The sequence below is a fragment of the Halothiobacillus sp. genome (genome assembly GCF_028710545.1).
In the GTDB taxonomy this organism is placed as follows: domain Bacteria; phylum Pseudomonadota; class Gammaproteobacteria; order Halothiobacillales; family Halothiobacillaceae; genus Halothiobacillus.
In genome coordinates, this window is the sequence record NZ_JAQTTX010000025.1 from 1 (window position 1) to 22,849 (window position 22,849).

The window sequence follows — 22,849 nt, forward strand, 5'->3', positions numbered from 1 at the left end:
GCCAGCCGCTATTTTCTCGGCGGTATTGATCGCCATGCCGACCAGTTCCTTGTGCAGGTCGAAATAGCACAGGCCGTCGCCATTATTGAGCAACGTGTCGGCATCGGTTTCGATCTCGACGGTATCTTTGCCGATTTTGTTCACCCAGCCAATCTGGCGGCCGGGATTCTTGGGCGAGTCGAACGCGCCGATGTCTTCCTTGCGACCCTGCACGAAATAGTCGGTCGCGTCGCGGTTGAAGTTTTGCGCCGGATCGGGCGTGAAATAAAACGTGCTGTGCCCGCTGGACGTGTGGCTCAACTCCGGGCGCTGTTCGAGGATGCCGTCCAGCAAGCTGCGGTAATGGGCAGTGATGTTTTTCACATAGCCCATGTCCTTGTAACGGCCTTCAATCTTGAAGCTCTGGATGCCCGCATCGATCAGCGCGGCGAGATTGGCGCTCTGATCGTTGTCTTTCATCGACAGCACGTGCTTGTCGTGGGCGATGATGCGGCCCTCGGCGTCGCGCACTTCGTACGGCAGGCGGCATGCCTGATTGCATTCGCCCCGGTTGGCGCTGCGCCCGGTATACGCCTCTGAAATGAAGCACTGACCCGAATACGCCACACACAACGCGCCGTGGATAAAAAATTCCAAAGGCACGGTGGTAGCAAAACGAATGGCCTTGATCTGCTCCAGGCTCAGCTCGCGCGCCAACACCAGTTGCGACAGCCCCGCATCTTGCAGGAAACGCGCCTTCTCGGGGGTACGGATGTCGCATTGCGTACTGGCATGCAACTGGATGGGCGGCAGGTCGAGTTCGAGCAAGCCCATGTCTTGAATAATGAGCGAATCGACGCCCGCGTCATAGAGTTGGTGCGCCAGCTTGCGGGCCGGTTCGAGTTCGTCATCCCGCAGGATGGTGTTGAGCGTGACGTGGACGCGTGCATGAAAGCGGTGTGCATAGTCGACCAGACGGGCGATATCGGCCACGTCGTTATCAGCACTTTTGCGCGCACCAAAACCGGGCCCGCCGACATAAACCGCATCGGCGCCGTGGTTGATGGCTTCGATGCCGATGTCTGCATCCCGTGCGGGGGCGAGCAATTCAAGTTGACCAATTTTCATATTAGCCCCGCATGCCAATGCCCTTGCGGAACAATCGCAGGGTGTAGGCGAACAGGATCACGATGGTTAACAGCAGAATCAGGTAGGCCGTGTAGACCGGCACATCACTGATGCCGAGCATGGCGTAACGAAAGCCGTTGATGATGTAGAGAATCGGGTTGAACAAAGACACCTGTTGCCAGAAGGGCGGCAACATGTGGATGGAGTAGAACACGCCGCCTAAATAAGTCAGCGGTGTTAAAACGAAGGTCGGCACAATGGAAATATGATCGAAGCTGTTGGCGTAGATCGCGTTAATCATGCCACCGAGCGAAAACACCGCCGATGTCAGCGCGGCCACCAGGATTAAAGCCAAGACATCATGCACCTGTAAATTCGCGAAAAACAGCGCGACCAGGGTAACGGCCGCACCGACCGAAAGCCCGCGGGCCACACCGCCTGCCAGGTAGCCGAGAATGATGAGCCAATGCGGCATGGGTGAGACGAGCAACTCTTCTATGTGCCGCGCGAACTTGGCGCCGTAAAAAGATGAGACCACATTGGCATAACTCTGAGTAATCACCGCCATCAGAATCAAACCAGGCACGAGGAAGTTGATGTAAGGCACACCGTCGATTTTACCGACGCGCGGGCCGATCAGATGGCCGAACACCACGAAATACAGTGAAGTCATGATCATCGGCGGCAAAATCGTTTGCAGCCAGATGCGGCTGAAACGCAGAATTTCCCGCGTTACCAACATCGCAAACGCATTAAACATTTGCCGTGCACTCATGCCTCGGACCGGCCGCGTGAATTCTCCGGAAATGGGCAGTTCTTCTTGAGGTTTCATGCTGTTGGCTCCGTGCTGTTCTGAACCAAGCGCAAAAACAATTCTTCCAGTCGATTGTTTTTGTTTTTCATCCGACTGACTTCGATTCCGTGGCCACGCAGCACCTCGAATACCTCGGTGAGCGACTGCGCTTTGGATAGCACGACTTCGATCGCATCCGCTTCGACGATGCGCGCATCCAAGGCGGGCAGGCTCGGCAGCGAGGCCACAGGGGCATCACAATACAGCACGAAGGTTTCTTGCGATACCGAATCGAGCAAGGCCCGCATGTTGGTGTTTTCGATGATGCGCCCTTCGTTGATGATGGCGATATTCCGGCACAACTGTTCGGCTTCTTCCAGATAATGCGTGGTCAGAATGATGGTGGTTCCCGCCGCGTTGATTTCGGTCAGAAACTGCCACATGCCGCGGCGCAACTCGATATCGACGCCAGCTGTCGGCTCGTCGAGAATCAACAGGCGCGGCTCATGCACCAGGGCTCGGGCGATCATCAGGCGGCGTTTCATGCCGCCGGAAAGCTGGCGCGACATGGTCTTGCGCTTATCCCACAATCCGAGTTGCTTGAGTAGATGATCACTACGTTCACGCGCTTTATTGCGTGGAAGACCGTAAAACCCGCCCTGATTGATGACCACCTCTTCGACCGGCTCGAACTGATTGAAGTTGAATTCCTGCGGCACGATGCCGATCTGCATCTTGACCCAGTTACGTTCCTGGTCGAGATCGTGACCGAACACCTTCACCACGCCACTGGTTTTGTTCACCAACGAGCACAGCACGCCGATGGTAGTGGATTTGCCCGCGCCGTTCGGTCCGAGCAGGGCAAAGAAATCGCCCGGCTCGATGGTCAGATCAATGCCTTTGAGCGCCTCGGCTCCGCCAGCATAGGTTTTGGTCAGGTTGTGTATTTCGACAGCAGGAGTCATTAAATCTCAATTTAAACGATAGGGATGTTGAAAAAAACGACAGAAAAGAACGTACGCGAACCTGGCTTTGAAGGGCAGGTTTCAGGCGCTACGTGCCGTGGGCAGATGCCAATGATAGACGATGCCCAGCGCACGGACGACCAAGGCCACAACAAATCCGAGAATCAGTGCCCAGACGGGCTGATGCAAAACCACGCCAAACAACGCATAAACCACACCACCCGACAGCGCAGCACTGGCGTAAATTTCCCGGTGCAACAACAAAGGGGGCTCGCCTGCCAGCACATCGCGGATCAAACCGCCGAACGCAGCGGTCATCATGCCCATGATGATGGCGATGAACGGATTGGTGCCCGCGCTCAGGGCAATCTGCACACCCAACACGCTGAACGCGGCCAAACCCACCGCATCCGCCCAGAGCAGCCAGGAAAAGCGCCGGCGGACGTGGTGCACAAAGTAGAACGTGGCGATGGCTGCCAGCACGCAAAGCACGATGTACTCCCAATGCGCGACCCAGAACACGGGGCGCGCCAGAATCAGATCGCGCAGTGTGCCGCCGCCGATCCCCGTCACTGTCGCCAGAATGGCAAAGCCCATCAAGTCCATGCCTTTACGGGCCGCCACCAACGCGCCGGAAATGGCGAAGACGACCGTGCCGAAATAATCCAACCCGCGCAACAAATCGGCAATCACCACAACCGTATCCCCGTTTAATCAATGTATGCCTGAATGTGCGTCAGGAGGCGGCCAATTTTCCGAGAAAAACACTCAGACGAATTCATGCGCCAAATCGGCTATTGTATGCGATTGCTTAACCGGACACATCCGAAGGCTTTAGCTGTGAGAACACGATGACCATGCCGCAGACCACTTCCACCGGACTCTTCGACCCCGACCTGATTCGCCGCTACGACAAATCCGGCCCGCGCTACACCTCCTACCCCACGGCCGTACAGTTTCACGATCAATTTAACGAATCACACTACCGTGCGGCGGCGGCTCGTTCCAACGCGGCAGGCGGCCCGCTATCGATATACACCCACATCCCGTTCTGCGACACGGTGTGCTATTACTGCGCCTGCAACAAGGTCGTGACCAAGGATCGCGCTCGCGCCCAACCTTACGTGGACGATGTGGTTCTGGAACTGGCATTGCAGGGCAAGCTCTTCGGTGAAGGTCGCGCCGTCGACCAGCTTCATTGGGGCGGCGGCACGCCGACCTTTTTATCCGATGAACAGATGCGCGAGATCATGGCCGCCACGGGGCGGCATTTCGCCCTGAAAACCGATGATACGGGCGAATATTCCATCGAAATCGACCCGCGCGAAGCCGATGCCGGAACGATTGCCGTGCTGCGCGACCTCGGCTTCAACCGCATCAGCCTGGGCGTGCAGGATTTCGATGAACGGGTGCAGGAAGCGGTCAACCGCATTCAAAGTTATGCCGAAACCAAGGAAGTGGTGGATGCCGCCCGCGCGGAAGGATTCCATGGCGTCAGCCTGGATTTGATTTACGGCCTGCCGCACCAGAGCCGTGATTCGTTCATGCGCACGCTCGATACCGTGATCGCAATGGCGCCGGATCGACTGTCGATTTTCAACTACGCGCACCTGCCGACCCGCTTCAAACCGCAGCGGCGCATCCATACCGAAGACCTGCCGAACCCTGCTGAAAAGCTGCGCATTCTGGGCGGCAGCATCGAACGCTTGCAGGAAGCCGGTTACGTGCTGATCGGCATGGATCACTTCGCCAAACCGGACGACCCGCTGGCCATCGCGCAACGCAACGGCACACTGCACCGCAATTTTCAGGGGTATTCCACCCATGCCGAATGCGACATGGTGGCCGTGGGCGTGTCGTCGATCAGTCAGGTTGGCGGCGCGTTCAGTCAGAACACCAAGGATCTGGTTGCCTATCACGAGGCCGTCAGTGCGGGTCGGCTGCCCATCGAGCGCGGCTATGTGCTCACCGATGAAGACCAGCTGCGCCGCTATGTCATCAGTGAAATCATCAGCCACTTCCGGCTCGATTTCGCCCAGGTGGAACAGAAATTCGGCATTTCGTTTGCATCCCACTTTGCCGAAGCCCTATCTGAACTCCAGCCGATGGTGGCCGACGAGTTGCTCCATCTCGATAATAACCATCTCGAAGTACTACCCCGAGGCCGCCTGCTGATTCGCAATATCTGCATGGCGTTCGACCAATATCTCAATCCAGAAGGACTACAGCGTTTCTCGAAAGTGATTTAATTGCCCCGTCTTAATTGGACACGCCGAATCGACGGAAATACCCCATCACCCGATCCGACAAACCGGCCAACAGAGGCTTGTCGGACTTGGCGACTGCGTGGCGTTGGCGCACCTCAGGCTGGGTTTGCAGCACTTTGTGGTAATCGAGCGCCGACTGCATGTTCTTGGTGAAGGTGCCAATGTGCCCGGGTTTTGGATGGAAACGGAATACCTGCCCCTGATTGATCAGTTCGACCAATAGTTCGTAATCGCGCAATTGGGTCAGCACGATGGTCACCAGTTGCGGATGAGATCGCTTCAACGCCTTGATGGCGCCAACATGGCTGGCCTGCCCATCGAGCACATCGGCCACCAACACGCCAATGGCATGTGCACTAAGCAATTCCATGGCTTCGTCAAGATGGCGCGCCCAGTACAGTGGATTACCCTGTGGCGTCGCGCGTTTGACGAGTTCATACGCCATCGGGTCCTGATCGAGTAACAGGATACCGGGGCGTGAAACAGGCTGTGGCGCCTCATCGACAACCATCTCATGGTTACGCCGGGCGGCTGCGGCAAAACTGAGCTCGGCCACATCTGCCGCCGCTCGAACGTCCGCACGAATCTGCTCGGTGTCCCAGGGCTTTTGCAGGAACCGGAAAATCTCGCCTTCGTTGACCGAACCGATAACCGCCGCCAGATCGGCATAGCCCGTCAGTAATAACCGCATGGTGTTCGGCGATACCTCACGAATGCCACGCAGCACGTCAACACCGGCCATGATGGGCATGCGTTGATCGGAAATGACCACTGCGACCGGTTGAGTCCGGGCAATTTCAATCGCATCGTGTCCGTTATCGGTCGTCAATACATTGAATTCATTGCGAAACAACATTTTGAGCGAGCGGGTGATACGGGCCTCGTCATCGACCAGCAATAAGGTAGGTTTGGTATTCGGTTCATTCATCTTTTCTGCTCCTTTCCGCAATCTGGTCAAGCTCAGCCATTCATGCGGGTGTGGAAATTCATTCAGTAGGTATTCTGTGTTTGCAGCACTTCAATGCTGTCCGCAACTTGCTTGCCACTGGCGTCCGAACTGGAATCGGTATGCACAGGTTGATTAGTCAGCGGCTTGATTGGCAGACTGATCTCAAAGCGTGTGCCAACCCCAGGCTTGGTAGCCAAACGGATGTCGCCGCCGTGATCCTTGATGATGCGATAGCTGATCGACAACCCGAGACCGGTTCCCTCACCTATTTTTTTGGTGGTATAGAACGGTTCGAAAATGCGCGACACGTGCTCGGGCGGGATGCCGCTGCCGTTATCTTCCACGCTGATGCAGACGAACTCGCCGCGGGTGTAGGTTCGAATGAGCAGACGGCCTTTGTCGTGATTGATCGCTTGGGCCGCATTGGTCAGCAGATTCAGTAAAACCTGATTGATTTGTGAAGGCGCGCAGGGCACGAGCGGTATCGGTTCGAAGCGTTTTTCGACCGTGACTCGATTCTTCAGGTGGTGATGCCCGACCGTCAGGGCCGTTTCGATGTTCTCGATCAGATTGACCTGATCGGTTGCTGCCCGATCAACCCGCGCAAAGTTCTTCAGGCTCAGGACAATCTCGCTGATCTGCTTCAAACCGAAACGGGTGTCGGTGAATAATTCGTTCAAATCGGCCAGATCACTGACGGCATCGAACTCCTCGCGCATGGCGGCAATCGCCTGGATTTGCGCTTCAACATCGGTTTGCTCGGCAGCGGGGTTGAGCAGGTTTTCGAACAGACTGTCGTAGGCAGCGACCAATCCGTGAATTTTCCCCAGCATTTCTTCGGCCATCTGCACGTTGTTGCCGACGTAACCGAGCGGTGTGTTGATCTCGTGCGCGACGCCCGCCACCATCTGCCCCAATGCCGCCATTTTTTCGGACTGCACCAGATGCGCCTGTGAGGCCTTGATCTCCTGATTCGCCTGCGCCAGGGCGTGATTGCGCTGATTAAGACGCTGCTCGACCAGTTTCAGCACATCGGCGACAGAACCCAGCCCGGCGTAACTACCATCGGCTTCGGTAAAAATGAAATCCTCGATAATCGGAATACGCATCTGGGTAGTAACAGCCGAAATGACCGAGCTGGTGGAATCTGCAAGCGAAACAATGACCGGCTGCGTGTTCATGAAATAGCGGATAGGGCGACGACCAAACAAATCTCGGGAATATTTATTAAGCAGCAATTCCATCAGCGCATGGCGGCTGATCAGACCCACCGGCTGACGGTCTTCATCAACAACCGCCAGCGACAACATACGATCGAAGCCACCTTCCCCGAAGCGCTCCGTAACGGCATCAAGCGTCATATCCACGGGCAAGGGAGGAACCGCATCAAGCAGGGCACGCAGGGATGAAGACATCGCTCACTCTCAATCAAATCAGGGAGCGGATACCCTAGCGACCGAGTGTGACACTATTATGTTAGCGATAGCTAATAGATCGCCAAACGTAGGGCCACTGGCGGTCGCGGTAGGCAACAACCTGCCCGGATTCCACCTCGATCGCGCCCTGATCTGCGGTGGCGAACAGGGGGATTTGTCGCTGCTGATAACGTTGCAGCACCGAGGGATGCGGATGCCCGAAGGGATTAAACTTACCGGCACTGATGACAGCCACTTCTGGCTGAACCGCAGCCAGGAATGGCGGCGAGGATGAGGTTTTCGAGCCATGATGCGGCACATAGAGCACATCTGATTTCAACGCAGTGCCACCCGAGTGCGCATCGATAAGCGCCTGCTCGGCTTGTGCCTCAATATCACCGGTCAACAAGGCGCTTCCCGCCCGACTCTGGATGCGGAGCACACAGGAACGATTGTTATCATCACGATTGGCCAGTGAAGCCTGATACGTCGTGAAATCCACACCATCCCACTGCCAATGCGCACCATCACGACAAGAGATGCTATCAATGCCGGGCAGCGGCTCTCCGCCGATTACCGGAACATGAGGATAAACCGCCAGCACGCTGGATAATCCCCCCATATGGTCGCGCGCATGGTGACTGATGACGATTTGATTCAGGTCAGAAACATGCAGTGCGCGCAGCGCGGGCACAACCGTTCGCTCGCCCGCGTCGCTGCCGCCGAATGCCGGCCCTGCGTCGTATAGCATCGCGTGGTGCGCGGTATGGATAACCACTGCCAACCCCTGCCCCACATCCAGAAACCAGATATCGGCCTCGCCATCCGGGATCGGTGCCGGTCGATAGAACGCAGCCGGCAAACACAGCAAGAGGCCAAGATAACGGGAAGGCCAGTATTTGGGCATCAATAACCAGGCCACGCCAAGCGACGCCAGCAACAGGGTCCATCCTGCCGGAGCAGCGATATGACTATCCGGCAGCGCCAGTCGCAACCACTCCAGAAAGCCGAACAAGCCGTGCGCCAGGACGTTGATCGGCCACATCAGGACTGCCGCAACCGAAGGCAGAATACCGACGAACGTCATGACCAGCAGGGAAAGCGGCGTGATCACAAAAGTAATCACCGGCACAGCCACGATATTGGCGGGTAAGGACGACCAGGCCACGCGGTCGAACAACCACCAGACGATGGGCAGCAAGGCAAGCGTGATAATGATCTGAAGGCGAAATCCATCGCGCCAGAACGCCAGCGCCGGGCGGTACTGCAACCAGAGCAGCATGATCAGCACCGCGCCAAACGAGAGCCAGAACCCCGCCGTGAGCGCATTGAACGGATCAAGCAAGAGCACACCCATCAAAGCGATCAGCCAGAGATCGAGCAACCGCCACGAGCGCCCCAGCAGCAGACCGGCCAGCAGAATCGTAATCATCAGTGCCGTGCGTTCGGTCGGTACAGACATCCCCGCCAGAAAGGCGTAGCCCCAGGCCGCAAGAACGGCCACCGCGGCGGCCACACGACGAGCAGGCAACCCTTCGCACCAGCGCGTGCGCGACCAAAGCCAGGCCGCGAGCCAGGCGAACAAGCCCGAAACCATACCCACATGCAAACCGGAAATAGCCAGCAGATGATTCGTGCCGGTGGCCAGCAGCGTTTCCCAGTCGTCCTGACCCAGATAATCACTATCCCCGATGGTCAACCCCAGCAGCAGACCCCGCCCACGGTCCGGTGTGCCTTGTGATTGTGAAATAGCCAGCAACTGCGTGCGCCAGTGCGCGCGAACCGATAACAGGTAGGCCGCGAATCCATCGCCTCGTTCGGCCACCAGTATGGGCTTGCCATGAACCGATCCAGTGGCCGCGATGCGCTGGGAAAACAGCCAGCGCTCATAGTCGAACCCGCCGGGGTTCGCGCTGCCATGGGGCGGTTTCAAGCGCAGATCAAATCGCCAGATCTGCCCACCGTGATACTCAACTTGTTCATTGGGCGGGTAACGATGGTAGTCGCCCACACGCAATCGCTGGCCGGTTGAATAAAATCGGCAAGCCGCATCGCTTTGGTTTCTATCGACTTGTACAACGCGCAACATCAACTGGGTCGCGTGCGTTGATGGACGCGGCAAGGCATCGATCATGGCCGTCACGGAGCAGGATACGGGCGCAAGTGATGGCGGCGGCAACGTCTGCACAAACGTGCTGATCGCGGATAACGACCACAACAAACCGCTGAATACCGCAAAAGCAGGCACGGCAATCGTCCAGAAACGGGCAATAGTCGCTGATTGCTGAAATCGCAGAATCAAAAGAATCAACAAAACCAGAACCCAAAAGGCCACCGATGGGCGCAACAGGTCATCGGCCAACAGGTTGGCATGTAAAGCTTGGGAGATGAGCGAGGTCAGCCAGATCAGAGGTTCGGGCCAACCGCCCGATGTTTTAAGAGCGGCCCAAGGCAGCAACCAGGCAACCAGGGCGCCAACAGACCACGCCAGCAACCACAGCGAACTCAATGTTGACGAGCAGCATCGATTTTGAACAAGCGTCCAGCTCATGGGGCATATTCCAGCCGGAAGGCGCGTTTACATCGATTAGGCAGTAAACGCAAAAGCCTAGGTAAATGCTGATTTATTCCATCCTTGGAATAAATCAGCTCACTCATCGCGGTACACGCCCGCGATGGCTCTCACGAATCACAGACTTATGTCTTTGTTCGTGTTGGGGCATCCTGCCCCAAGCGGGAAGCACTGAATAAATCAGCGCTTCCCTAGTTTTTCAACCGGAAAGCCATGCCGCCGCCCGGCAGGCGTTCCACTGTGAAACGGTCGCTCAATTGCTGAGTGGACTCGGAGGCACCGAGAATAAGCACGCCATGAGGCTGAAGGGAATTGGCGATCTGCTCGATGATATGAGCCTTGGTTTCCCGAGAAAAATAGATCAACACGTTGCGACAGAAAACAATATCGAATCGTCCCAAACCAACCGGCGGATCGAGCAGATTACCGACCTGAAAACGGACACGACGCCGCACTTCAGGTTTGATGATCCAATTTTGTCCCTCAACATCGAAAAATTGCTGTTTACGCGCAGCAGATAAGCCGCGCCCAAGCGACAACGCATCGAAAACACCTGAGTTGGCCTGCTCCAACACACGCGAGGACAAATCGGTGCCGATAATTTCAACCGTAAATGGCGGTTTGATCTCGCTGACGAGCATGCTGATCGAGTATGGCTCCTGCCCCGAAGAACAAGCCGCCGACCAAATGCGAAGATTTTGCTTTTTTTGCGCCGCAGCCTCAGGGAAAAACACATCACGCAACGCCGCAAAAGGATATTCATCCCGAAACCAGAGCGTTTCGTTGGTGGTCATCGCCTCGATAACCGCACGGGTCAGGGCCGGTTCGCGGCCATTGAGCAATCGCCCCATAAGCGCGTCGATGGACTCGATCTTCTGATCGCGTAACACACGACTCAATCGGGTTTCCACCAGATAACGCTTATCAGCGCCCAGAAGAATGCCGCTGCGCTTTTCGAGCAACGCGCAAAACCTCTGGTATTGATCAGCCTCCATCCTTATTCCGACTCGACCAGATGTTTCGGCCGGTTACGGAGCGCTTCTGCGACGACCTTGGCCAGGTCGTCCGGGTGGAATTTGGCAATAAAACGGTCGGCACCGACGTTTTCGACCATGGCCTCGTTAAACACCCCACTCAACGACGAGTGAAGGATGACATAAAGCGATTTGAGGCGAGGATCACGGCGAATCTGGGTGGTTAGCGCATAGCCGTCCATGATCGGCATCTCGATATCCGAGATGACCAGAGCGACCCGGTCGAGTTGTTCGGGGGAATCGTCTGCCCAACGGCGCAAAATATCAAACGCTTCCTTGCCATTGGTGGCCAACACCGTTTCAAGCCCCATCTGTTTGAGTGTATTGCGCACCTGATTCCGGGCAACCAGCGAATCATCGGCGACCAGGGCGATGCTTTCCTTGGATGCCAACCCGCTCACCTGTTGCAATACGTCCGCGGAAATATCTTCGCGCGTACCGACCACCTTGGAGAAAATCTGCTCCACATCGATGATCTCGACCAGCGCCTTATCCACACGGGCCACAGCAGTCAGGAAATTGGAGGTGTTCGTGCCGGTGGGCGGCGGCATGACTTCTTTCCAGGAAAGATTGACGATGCGATCGACCGAATTGACCAGAAAGCCCTGAACCGCCCGGTTGTATTCCGTGATAATGACGAATGCTTCTTTCACCTCCTCGGGGCTCATCCGCGGGCCGCCGATGGCATCGGAAAGATCGATGATCGTAATGGTATGCCCCCGCACGTCCGCGATACCGCGCACCGATGAGGTCGCCTTCGGCACGTCAGTCAACTTGGGACAGCGAATCACTTCGCGCACTTTGAATACGTTGATCCCGAATCGCTGATCGTCAGCAAGGCCAAAAATCAACAACTCAAGTCGATTATGCCCGGCAAGCTTGGTTCGGGAATCAACCGATGACATCACATCTTTTTTCACGGTGATATTCAACCTTGTTATGTAATAGGCGCAGTCTAGGTAAATGCTGATTTATTCCATCCATGGAATAAATCAGCTCGCTCATCGCGGTACACGCCCGCGATGGCTCTCACGAATCAAAGACTTACGTCTTTGTTCGTGTTGGGGCATCCTGCCCCAAGCGGGAAGCACTGAATAAATCAGCGCTTCCCTAGCGCTTTCCATCCACGATCACAGCGTTATACCGGATGGCTCGAGCAGTATATCGGCCAAGAATGTATCTTCTTTAATTCGGGTCCGACTCCGGCGCTATGCAAAGATACTTCAACTCTGGTTTTTTCATAGCCAAACCATCAATTCGAGACATTCTCTCCCATATTGCCCCTTTCGATCCAGATTGGATTTCTCACGCCAACATTCCTTGGTTGCCGATCGTCGGTTGTCAAAAAAATGTAACAACGAACACGCATCATGGGTAAGTTCCGGCTGTCACGATCCATTGTTTCTCGCGATCAATCCGATTCTTGCCATTATTTTTTTTGAGACCTGCTGCCATGTTGAAAGAGATCCGCTGCGCCGGGGACCTGGTGATTGAAGCGCGCGCCATTTCACCGGACTTCAGAAATGAAGAGGTATTGGCATTGTTCGGCCAGCAATCGAGCTTGACCCACCTCCCCGTACTGATGGCAGATGGCCGCCCCTTGGGGCTGATCAATCGGAACATCTTCCACAGCATGATGACCAAGCCCTACTATCCTGAACTATACAGCCAGAAGAGCTGCATCACCTTCATGGACAAGGAGCCGTTGATTGTCGAAGCCAACCTGCGAATCGAACAGTTGACCGCACTGGCTGTCGCGACGGGTAACAAGGTATTTACCGACGGATTCATCATCGTGCAGGATGGAAAATACCTCGGTATCGGTCAGGTACTCGACCTGATGCACGCCATGACCGAACTGCAGGCACGGCAACATCGTCAGCTGGTTGAAAGCATCGAATACGCCAGCGTGATCCAGCAATCACTGCTCAAGCCTTCGGAAATCGCGCTGGAACAAACGTTACCGGGCAACCACTGGCTGATCTGGCAGCCGCGTGATGTGGTTGGCGGAGATATTTTCCACTTCAGTCAACGCGAAGACGGTTTTCTGGCCATCTTGTTCGATTGCACCGGACACGGCGTGCCGGGCGCATTCATGACCCTGATTGCCGAATCAGCGCTGGAACAAGCGCTCAATCAGCAGGGGGATCGGGACCCTGCCGCGCTCATGGCGACAATCAACCAGCACATCAAACATGCGCTCAATCAGCACCAGGACGGCAACAGGGAAAATTCGGACGATGGTCTGGACGGCATCATCCTCCGATACGAGCGCAGTAAACGCCAAATCACCTATGCCGGCGCGCACAGCGTTCTGTATTCCCTGAACATCGAAAACGATGCGCCTATCACCTTACATACCGGTGACCGAAAAGGAGTGGGGTACGCCAGCACGCCGCTCGATTTCAAATGGCATAACCACACCATCGCCATCGACGAACCCTCTCGCGTTTTCATGCTGACCGATGGGGTGATCGACCAGATTGGCGGGCCGAGAAAAATTGCCTTCGGCAAAAAACGACTCACACAGTTTCTAACCGAACAACGGCAAGTCGAAATGCCACTGCAAAAACAGCGTTTCATAGAAACATTCAGTCATTATCAGGGCACGCAGACACGACGAGATGATGTCACCCTGCTGGCGCTGAGCGTCACGCCGGCCTGAATCCCAACACTGAACAGAATCACCCTTAACCGCAGCCGCAATAAATGCAGGAAGAAGCAGGAATACGCCTCATGACTGAACACGACACACCGATTGCACCGCCCTGCTTCCCCGGGCTGGCCGAAAATCTCATTTTCTTTTACGCGGGTTATTTTTCTCAGAACATCATCAACGCCATCGGTGATGCCGTGCGTTTGCGCATGGAGCAATCGGAAGCATCGAGCAGCGTGCGACGCAAGATTTTTTCTACCTTCATCGAGATGGCACAGAACATCGTGCACTACTCGAGTGATGCCCTCACCCCGCCAGATCAGGCAACGCTGGAAATGCGTGCCGGTTCGGTGATGGTGACGCATGCCGACGGCCGGTTCTACATCCTTTGTGCCAACCCAGTCGACGCCGAATTCGCAGAGCAACTCAAACCCCTGTTGGACCCTTTGCGGGTTATGACGACAGAGCAAATCAAAAATGCCTATCGGCAAACGCTGCGCAGTAGCGACAGTTCAGAAAACAGCAAAGGTTCCGGCCTGGGCTTTCTCACCATCGCCAAGGACAGCTCGGCTCCGCTTGAGTACGGCTTTACACCCGCTGCCCATGGCATGTTGATGTTCACACTCAAGGCCACCATTTAACTTTTCACGCATCAGGATTCCGAACAATGGAAAAATTTTATCTCGCGGCGACCAGCAACACCCCGGAGGTGGATTTTGATTTTCCGCAACGGCGGCTCTCACTCAAGGGTGAGTCGTATCCAGAAAGTGCCGCCGCCTTTTACGGCGACATTCTGACGAAAACGGCCGAGTTTCTGCAGACGCTGGACCAGGAAAAGATCGACGTCAGTGTTCAGCTTTTGTACTTCAACAGTTCCAGCACAAAAATGTTGTTCAGCTTTTTCGAGATGCTGTATCAGGCGGCGGAGGCCGGCAACGCGGTGATACTGGACTGGTACCACGACGTGGACGACGAAACCATTCTGGAGTTTGGCCTGGAGCTGGCCGAGGACTTCCCTTCCATAGAATTCCACGCCCACGCCGTTGAATGATGATGACTACTCATAGCGCGTACGCACCGGACCTGTTCGAACGCGAAATCACGGTGTTGAACAAAGCGAAACAGGCCAAAGCCAATTCTTCATCGCACGCCGATCATTCAGCATTATCGGAACTGATTGACGAATATGAACGCGTGATCCGCGAAATGCGGCGGGTCATCGCCCATTCGGACCGAACCGAGCGTGAACTCAATAACGCGAACCAGCGTTTGCGCGAACTGACCGAGGCATTGACATTCCAGAACCGACACGATGGCTTAACAAGGCTGTTGAACCGCACGACACTCATCAGTGAGGCGGAACAGCTACTCAAGACGACCAATACCGCTCTGATCATGATCGATATCGATCACTTCAAGCAGATCAACGATCGTTACGGCCATCCCACGGGCGATAGGGTGCTCGTCGGGTTGGCGGATACGCTACGCTCGGTAATTCAGTCGCCTGCGCTATGCGGACGACTCGGCGGAGAAGAATTCGCCATCGTCGTGCCGACGAATCAACTCGAAGAGGTCATAAGTCTGGGCGAGAAAATCAGCGAAGAGATCAGAAATCTCCGCTGCGAAAACGAACTCGGCCTGCGGGTAACCGCCTCGCTCAGCATCACATTGGCGGAACCCGGAGTGAAATTCGACACACTGTACCTCTGTGGCGACGATGCTTTGTACCGAGCCAAGCACGAAGGGCGCAACCGAATTGAAATCGTACCCAATCGGATCACCCTAAGCGATTCGGTCCGACCACCCGCGGTGAGTTGACTCCTGCTAATATGGGTATCGCCCACAGTCAGAGTGATACGCATTGAAAAACACGGCCTATTTAGTCATCGCCATGGCGGGGTTTCCCACCCTGACCCAGGCCGTGGACTTGTCGCACTGTGCGTCCATCACCGAAGACTCGGCCCGGCTGGCTTGTTACGACAGATTAGTTTCTGATCAAGCAGCCAAAACCACCCCGTCACGCATCGCCGACACCGCCAATTCGAGCAATCAAACGGCGCCGGATAACGAATCTTCGGCAGCGCCCCCGATAGCCAAGGCGCTGAACAAACGCATCGACCAGGAAAAACAAGGTAATTCAAACGCTTTTTTAGTAAGCGCCTACAAGCCCAACTACTTTCTGCCGGTAACGTACACGACCAACCGTCTGGATAACCCTGTATACGATTTCAAACCCCAGCAGATCGAGTCCAAATTTCAGCTTTCCTTCCAGTTCAATTGGTGGGATCACCCCTTGGGCACCGATTCACGGTTCTACTTTGCCTACACCCAGCTTTCCTTGTGGCAAACGTACAACACCAAATCCGCCCCGTTCCGGGAAACCGATTACGAGCCGGAGGCAGGCCTTGATGTCACCATCAATCAGGATTTAATGGGATTAAATTTCCGCAAGCTGCGGGCCAGTTTCATCCATCAATCGAATGGTCAGGGCGGTTTGCGTTCCAGGAGTTGGAATCGCTTGGCGTTGCAAACGGCATTTGGTCGGGGAAATTTCGCCGGAGCCTTGCGTGGTTGGTACCGGATTCCCGAATCACGGGCCACCGATGACAATCCCGACATCACCGATTACCTGGGATACGGCGATTTATTACTGGCCTACAAATTCCCTACCGGCACGCTTTCTGCCACTTTGAGAAACAATCTCAAATCGAACAATCGCGGCTCGATCGAAATTGATTACAGCTTCCCGCTCAACAAGCATATCAAGGGCTATGTTCAGTATTTCAATGGCTACGGTGAGTCTCTGATTGATTACAACCGCTCGATAAACCGCATAGGTATCGGTATCGCATTGACAGACTGGCTGTAAACCCATCAAAGCGGACAAGGCATTAATATCCTTATATTTCAAAAGGTTATTAAAAGACCAATGCCTACAGAACATCAAAATAAGCCCAGCCTGGAACTTCTCACGATGACCAAGTAAAAAACTTTAAAAAAAAACGTTAATGTGCTAACTTTATTCGGGTTCGCTGGCTTTTAATTAGCCCCCTACCAACCCCGCGCATCAAGAAGAGCACGGCGGTACTCGTCGATAGGACGGGATAAACCGGCTCTAACCTGCTAAATATAACGCGGCGAAGCAACTGTTTACCTTCAGCGCCAGCAGCCACGTTCGCTCTGGGCGGTAGTGATAATGAGAATTCGATATTTTTCTGGGAGCTTGCAACTTCATGCATGATTTAGCCTGCTGGCGTGATCGGTTTTCCGCCCCAATGCTGAAATTGGGCACGCTGCTATCACTGACAATGCTTACGGGTTGCGCAGCCGTTGGGCCTGATTTTGTTGCACCTGCCGCACCGGACATTCCCGGTTACACCGCGCAAGCAATGCCCAAAAGCACCAAGGCAACCAACGGTATAAAACAAGGTGAAGCACAGTCCCTCAAACAAGCATCATTTAATCAGGGTGACTGGTGGAAGGCATTTAACTCACCCGAGCTGAACAAGCTGATTGAACAGGGCATGGCCGCAAGCCCCACGCTTGCCGCCGCCGAGGCCAATCTGGAACAGGCCAGACAAACCTACGCCGCCCAATCCGGTTCCACGGAACTACCACAGGTTAATGGCAAGCTCAGCGGCCAGAAGCAGAAGACCAACAATTCGGGTTTTGGTCAGGAAGGGAGTGGTCACGTCTTCGGTCTGTACAACGCGGGTGTGACCGTCAGTTACAACCTTGACCTGTTCGGTGCCAATCGCAGGGCGTTGGAAGCCTTGGCCGCACAGACCGATTATCAGAAATATCAGCTGGATGCCGCAAGGCTCACCCTGGCGGGCAATATCGCTGTTCAGGCCATGATGCAGGCGATGTTGAATGATCAGATCGCGACGACCAGGAGCATCATCAGCAATCAAGAGGAACAGCTAAAGCTGATTCGGTCGCGCTTCGATTTGGGCGCCGCAACCCAAAGCGACGTGCTGACACTCCAAACCCAATTGGATCAGACGCGAGCCACCCTGCCCCCGCTGATACTCAAACGCGATCAGAGCAACCATTTGCTGGCGACACTGGTCGGACAACCGCCAAGTACGGCCATGCCCGTGTTCAGCCTGAACGATTTCACACTGCCGGCCGAACTCCCCGTCGTCGTCCCATCACAATGGGTTGCCTCGCGGCCAGACATTCAGGCCTCAACGGCATTACTGCATCAGGCATCGGCTCAGTATGGTGTCGCCGTCTCGAACCTGTATCCGCAAATCAATCTATCGGCCACGCTGGGCTCTCAAGGCCTGACACCCGCCAGCCTGTTCGATGCCAACTCGATCATCTGGAGTTTGATTGCTGGTCTAACACAGCCAATCTTCAACGCAGGCCTCGAATCAGGAGCCAAGGCAGCCAAGGCTGCACTCTCTGCGGCAGCGGCCAATTATCAGCAAACCGTGTTAAACGGTTTACGCAATACAGCAGACGCCTTGCGCGCAACTGCCATCGATGCTGGCACACTCAATGCCCAAGCAGCGGCTGAAGGCTCCGCCCAGGCCTCGCTCGATCTCACGCAACAACAGATGAAGCTCGGTGCAGTGAATGCACAACAGCTTCTGACGGCACAGCAGCAAGTTGCACAGACTCGACTCCTGACACTGGCCGCCCGTTCGCAACGACTCACAGATACCGTTGCCCTATACCAGGCCATGGGCGGCGGCATACCCGCAACAGCCCCGAATCAACCTCAAACCCTGTCACAAAATCAAACAGCCAAGCCGGAGAAAAACACACCATGAAGAAAGGTACCCCCATCCGCATGATCATCATGCTGCTGCTGGTCGCACTGGTGTTCGGCGGCATTTACGGCTTCCAGCAGTTCCGCAATGAAATGATTTCCAAGGCGATTCGTGGCAAGGGTATTCCGCCGCAGGCGGTCTCCACCATCGTGGTCAAAAAGGAAGAATGGCAACCTAAGGTCGATGTGATCGGCTCCTTGCAGGCGGAACAATCCACCCAACTGGCCACAGAGGTCAGCGGCCTGATCACGCAGATTCATTTCAAGTCCGGCCAGGCGGTCAAAGCGGGCGAGAAACTGCTGGAACTCAATGATGCGCCACTGAAGGCTCAATTGGCTCAGTTGCAGGCAGCCGCCACACTTGCACGGCAGAACCTGACACGCGATCAGGCACAATTGAAAATCAGTGCAGTCAGTCGTGCCGTGGTCGAGAGCGATCAGGCCACACTCAAAAGCGCCGAGGCACAGGTTAAACAACAAGAGGCGCTGATCGATCAGAAAATCCTCAAGGCGCCGTTCGCGGGCAAATTGGGTATTCGCAAAGTGGATTTGGGGGAATATCTGTCGGCCGGTACCGCGGTAGTTAGCCTCCAGAAGCTCGACCCGATGTATGTCGATTTCACCATCCCGCAATCGGAATTGTCGCTGGTCACAATCGGCAAGAAAATTTCCATCCAAACAAATGCGTTCGCCGGAAAAACCTTTGAAGGAAAAATCACGGCCATTGAACCGCAGGTGGATACCAGCACCCGTAACATTACGGTTCGTGCCGCCATTGCCAATCCTGACGGCATGCTCATGCCCGGGCTGTTCGTGACGGCGCATGTAGACCAGGGTGAACCTCAGCAGTATTTGACCCTGCCCAGTACCGCCATTGCGTACAACCCCTATGGCAGCACGGTGTTTGTCGTCAAGGATGAAGGCAAGGACGACAAAGGCAAGCCCAAGCTCACGGTGGAACAACGCGTCGTAACGACCGGCCCGACCCGGGGCGATCAGGTTGCTGTATTGAGCGGCCTGAAAGCGGGCGAAACCGTGGTCACAGCAGGCCAGCTCAAGCTGCGTAACGGTGCCCCTGTGTTCATCAACAACAGCATTCAGCCTTCAAACAACCCGCACCCCGAGGTTAAAGACCAATGAGTACGGCGTCTTCGAAAACCCCAAAATTCACGGATATCTTCGTCTCCAAGCCCGTCTTGGCGACGGTGATCAGCCTGGTGATTCTGGTTCTGGGATTGCGCTCGTTCGGCCTGTTGCCGGTGCTGCAATATCCATTTACCCAGAATGCCGTGGTCACGGTCACAACCGCCTATCCCGGTGCTGATGCGAATCTGGTATCGAGCTTCATCACCACACCGTTGGAGAATGCCATTGCACAGGCCAATGGCATTGACTACATGACCTCCAGCAGCACGCAAGGGGTCAGTACCATTACGGTCAACCTCAAGCTGAATTACGAACCGGACAAAGCGCTCACCGAGATCAACACCAAAGTGAACTCGGTGCTCAATCAACTGCCACCACAGGCTCAGAAGCCAACGCTGTCGGTCAGTATCGGCCAGACCATTGACGCCATGTACATCGGTTTTTACAGCGATGTACTCAAACCCAATCAGGTCACCGACTACTTGATCCGCGCCGTTCAGCCAAAACTACAGGCAGTTGATGGTGTGCAAACCGCAGAAATGCTGGGTGCCAAGAACTTCGCCCTGCGTGCCTGGCTCGATCCAAACAAACTCGCCGCAGTGGGGCTTACCGCCGCCGATGTGTACAGCAGCTTGGCCGCCAATAACTATTTGTCCTCCAGCGGCCAGACAAAGGGGCAGATGGTTCAGATCAATCTGAATGCATCAACGGCGCTCAACTCACTTGATGGCTTCAAGAACCTGATTCTCAAAGAGAGCGGGGGCTCGATCGTCCGTCTGAAGGATATCGCCAATGTCACCCTGGGTGCCGAGGATTACGACTCCAGCGTTTCATTTGATGGCCGCAAGGCGGTCTACATCGGTATTCAGGTAGCACCCGGTGCCAATCTGCTGGATGTGATCAAACGGGTACGTGCGGTCATGCCGGGTATCGAGGCACAGCTGCCAACCGGTCTGAATGCCAACATCGTTTACGATTCGACCAAATTTGTTCACTCGTCCATCGATGAGGTGATCAAAACGCTGAGCGAAGCGGTATTGATTGTGACGCTTGTGGTATTCGTTTTCCTGGGGTCCCTGCGCTCCGTACTCATCCCGGTGATTGCGATTCCCCTTTCACTGGTCGGTACATTCGCGATCATGCTGATGCTGGGGTATTCGATCAACTTGCTTACCCTGCTGGCGTTCGTACTCGCCATCGGTCTGGTGGTCGATGACGCCATCATCGTGGTTGAAAATATCAGCCGTCACCTTGAGGACGGTGAAACACCGTTCAATGCAGCAAGAATGGCGGCACGCGAGCTCGCCTCGCCGATTATTTCGATGACCATCGTCCTGATTGCGGTCTACATTCCCATCGGTTTCATGCAGGGTCTAACCGGGGCTTTGTTTACCGAATTCGCCTTTACCCTGGTTGGAACCGTCACCATTTCGGCCATTATTGCACTTACGCTCTCTCCCATGCTGAGCTCGAAAATCCTGCGTGCGCCCAAGAAAGAAGGCGGTGGGTGGCAGGATCATCTCGTGCTCTGGCTGGACAAGCAGTTCACACGCCTGCATACGGCCTATCAGCGAAAGCTCAGCGGCGTGCTGAATTTCCTGCCCGTGGTTTTCACCTTTATTGTCCTGATGTTGGGCGGGATTTATTTCCTGTATTCGACCTCGCTGACCGAACTGGCACCGCAGGAAGATCAGGGTGTACTGATTTCGCTGGCGTTCAACTCGCCGACAGCAACGCTGGAGCAGCGTGAGTTGTATGCGCATCAGGTATTCAAGGATTTCGAGAAATACCCGGAAACGGCGCACGTATTCCAGCTCAATACACCGACGCAGGTTATCAGCGGCATGGTGCTCAAGCCGTGGGATGAGCGCAAACAAACGGCGACACAACTGCAACCGCAGGTTCAGCAGGATCTCGCTCAGATCGCCGGCACGCAGAATGCGGTATTCCAGCCCCCTTCCCTACCGGGTGCGCGTGGTTTCCCGATCCAGTTCGTGATCACCACGACGGAACCGTTCGACAAACTGTTCACGGTCGCGAATGATTTCCTGCAGAAGGCACTCAAAACAGGAGATTTCATCTTCCTGCAATCTGATCTGCGTATCGACTTGCCGCAAGCAACTGTCGTCATCGACCGGAACATGGCATCACAACTCGGCATCAACATGCAGGATATCGGTTCCGCGCTATCGGCCATGCTCGGTGGCGGGTATGTGAACTATTTCGAACTGGACAGTCGCTCTTACAAGGTGATTCCACAGGTTGCACAGGCTTACCGGCTCAACCCGGATCAACTCAAATCCTATTACCTTAAAACCTCGTCAGGGAAAATGGTTCCGCTCTCCACAGTGGCGCACATCACTACACATGTTCTGCCTGAAACGATCAACCACTTCCAGCAGGAAAATGCGGCCACGATTCAAGGGGTCAACTTCCCGACAATTCCGCAGGGTGTCGCGCTCGAAAAACTGACCCAGCTGGCCAAGGACACGCTCCCGACGGGCTACAGCTACGACTATTCCGGCCCGTCGCGTCAGTTCATTCAGGAATCGGGAGGGCTTGTTCTCACTTTCTTCTTTGCCATTGTGATCATTTATCTCGTGCTGGCAGCACAGTTTGAGAGTTTCCGCGACCCACTGATTATTCTGGTTTCGGTACCGATGTCGATTGCAGGCGCATTGATCTTCATCAACCTCGGCATTGGCAAGGCCACCCTGAATATTTATACGGAAGTGGGTCTGGTGACGTTGATCGGCTTGATTTCCAAGCACGGCATCCTGATTGTTGAATTCGCAAACAACCTTCAGAAAACCGGGTTTACGAAACGTGACGCCATCATCGAAGCCGCCGGCTTGCGTCTGCGACCAATTCTCATGACCACGTTCGCCATGGTCATCGGCGTGGTGCCACTGCTCACGGCATCGGGTGCTGGCGCGGTAAGCCGTTTCGACCTGGGACTGGTGATCGCCAGTGGCCTTGGCATCGGCACGATCTTCACGCTGTTCGTCGTTCCCAGTGTTTACATGATGATCGGTCACGATCTGAAAAAACATGCAGCAACCGAACCTGCTGAAGCAAACCAGGCACAGGAGGCCGTCTAACTTCTGCGGATAACCAAATCCAGACTGGTTTGGATTGCGGTCTATCCGCATGAAGTAGCGCAGC

General features: G+C 55.1%; 18 protein-coding genes. 9 read left to right on the forward strand and 9 right to left on the reverse strand.

Annotated elements, in window-relative coordinates:
- From PHD44_RS06670 to PHD44_RS06685, 4 genes are all read right to left on the reverse strand, one after another.
- Positions 1-1,107 (reverse strand): peptidase U32 family protein (locus PHD44_RS06670; RefSeq protein WP_300189512.1); only part of this gene is annotated, 1,107 nt, incomplete at its 3' end.
- 1 nt (position 1,108) lies between these two features.
- Positions 1,109-1,882, reverse strand: a complete 774-nt coding sequence (locus PHD44_RS06675; RefSeq protein ID WP_300189565.1) for an ABC transporter permease — start codon at positions 1,880-1,882, stop codon at positions 1,109-1,111.
- Between the two features lie 53 nt (positions 1,883-1,935).
- Positions 1,936-2,865, reverse strand: coding sequence for an ABC transporter ATP-binding protein (locus PHD44_RS06680; RefSeq protein WP_300189513.1), 930 nt, complete (start codon positions 2,863-2,865; stop codon positions 1,936-1,938).
- 81 nt (positions 2,866-2,946) lie between these two features.
- A complete protein-coding gene (locus PHD44_RS06685; RefSeq protein ID WP_300189514.1) occupies positions 2,947-3,561 on the reverse strand; it encodes a trimeric intracellular cation channel family protein in 615 nt (204 codons plus the stop codon).
- 161 nt (positions 3,562-3,722) lie between these two features.
- Here PHD44_RS06685 and hemN point away from each other — a divergent pair, with 161 nt between their 5' ends.
- Positions 3,723-5,114, forward strand: a complete 1,392-nt coding sequence (gene hemN / locus PHD44_RS06690) for an oxygen-independent coproporphyrinogen III oxidase (protein ID WP_300189566.1) — start codon at positions 3,723-3,725, stop codon at positions 5,112-5,114.
- Positions 5,115-5,124: 10 nt separating this feature from the next.
- On the opposite strand, the gene PHD44_RS06695 is transcribed toward hemN, so the two are convergent.
- The 5 genes from PHD44_RS06695 to PHD44_RS06715 form a co-directional block, all read right to left on the reverse strand.
- Positions 5,125-6,060, reverse strand: coding sequence for a response regulator (locus PHD44_RS06695; RefSeq protein ID WP_300189515.1), 936 nt, complete (start codon positions 6,058-6,060; stop codon positions 5,125-5,127).
- Between the two features lie 62 nt (positions 6,061-6,122).
- On the reverse strand, positions 6,123-7,496 hold the full coding sequence (locus PHD44_RS06700; protein WP_300189517.1) for an ATP-binding protein: 1,374 nt from the start codon (positions 7,494-7,496) through the stop codon (positions 6,123-6,125).
- Positions 7,497-7,557: 61 nt separating this feature from the next.
- Positions 7,558-10,047 carry a DNA internalization-related competence protein ComEC/Rec2 gene (locus PHD44_RS06705; RefSeq protein WP_300189519.1) on the reverse strand — a complete coding sequence of 830 codons (2,490 nt, stop codon included), beginning with the start codon at positions 10,045-10,047 and terminating at the stop codon, positions 7,558-7,560.
- Between the two features lie 212 nt (positions 10,048-10,259).
- On the reverse strand, positions 10,260-11,063 hold the full coding sequence (locus PHD44_RS06710) for a protein-glutamate O-methyltransferase CheR (RefSeq protein ID WP_300189521.1): 804 nt from the start codon (positions 11,061-11,063) through the stop codon (positions 10,260-10,262).
- A 2-nt stretch (positions 11,064-11,065) separates the two neighbouring features.
- Positions 11,066-12,007 carry a chemotaxis protein gene (locus tag PHD44_RS06715; protein ID WP_300189523.1) on the reverse strand — a complete coding sequence of 314 codons (942 nt, stop codon included), beginning with the start codon at positions 12,005-12,007 and terminating at the stop codon, positions 11,066-11,068.
- A gap of 548 nt (positions 12,008-12,555) precedes the next feature.
- Between PHD44_RS06715 and PHD44_RS06720 the strand changes: the two genes are divergently transcribed.
- The 8 genes from PHD44_RS06720 to PHD44_RS06755 all read left to right on the forward strand — a co-directional run bounded on the left by PHD44_RS06720 (position 12,556) and on the right by PHD44_RS06755 (position 22,785).
- Positions 12,556-13,767, forward strand: a complete 1,212-nt coding sequence (locus PHD44_RS06720; RefSeq protein ID WP_300189525.1) for a SpoIIE family protein phosphatase — start codon at positions 12,556-12,558, stop codon at positions 13,765-13,767.
- A gap of 71 nt (positions 13,768-13,838) precedes the next feature.
- Positions 13,839-14,399 (forward strand): SiaB family protein kinase, encoded by a 561-nt coding sequence (locus PHD44_RS06725; protein ID WP_300189526.1) that lies wholly within the window; start codon positions 13,839-13,841, stop codon positions 14,397-14,399.
- Positions 14,400-14,425: 26 nt separating this feature from the next.
- On the forward strand, positions 14,426-14,809 hold the full coding sequence (locus PHD44_RS06730; RefSeq protein WP_300189527.1) for a DUF1987 domain-containing protein: 384 nt from the start codon (positions 14,426-14,428) through the stop codon (positions 14,807-14,809).
- Positions 14,810-14,811: 2 nt separating this feature from the next.
- Positions 14,812-15,576 carry a GGDEF domain-containing protein gene (locus PHD44_RS06735; protein ID WP_300189529.1) on the forward strand — a complete coding sequence of 255 codons (765 nt, stop codon included), beginning with the start codon at positions 14,812-14,814 and terminating at the stop codon, positions 15,574-15,576.
- 43 nt (positions 15,577-15,619) lie between these two features.
- The gene (locus PHD44_RS06740; RefSeq protein WP_300189531.1) at positions 15,620-16,627 is read left to right on the forward strand and encodes a phospholipase A; all 1,008 of its coding nucleotides are present in this window, start codon (positions 15,620-15,622) and stop codon (positions 16,625-16,627) included.
- A 364-nt stretch (positions 16,628-16,991) separates the two neighbouring features.
- Complete coding sequence (locus PHD44_RS06745) at positions 16,992-18,539, forward strand: efflux transporter outer membrane subunit (RefSeq protein WP_300189533.1); 1,548 nt, start codon at positions 16,992-16,994, stop codon at positions 18,537-18,539.
- Positions 18,536-19,678, forward strand: a complete 1,143-nt coding sequence (locus PHD44_RS06750) for an efflux RND transporter periplasmic adaptor subunit (protein ID WP_300189536.1) — start codon at positions 18,536-18,538, stop codon at positions 19,676-19,678. Before PHD44_RS06745 ends, PHD44_RS06750 begins: the two co-directional genes overlap by 4 nt.
- Positions 19,675-22,785 carry an efflux RND transporter permease subunit gene (locus PHD44_RS06755; RefSeq protein ID WP_300189539.1) on the forward strand — a complete coding sequence of 1,037 codons (3,111 nt, stop codon included), beginning with the start codon at positions 19,675-19,677 and terminating at the stop codon, positions 22,783-22,785. The genes PHD44_RS06750 and PHD44_RS06755 overlap by 4 nt, the downstream gene beginning before the upstream one ends.
- Positions 22,786-22,849: the final 64 nt, after the last annotated feature.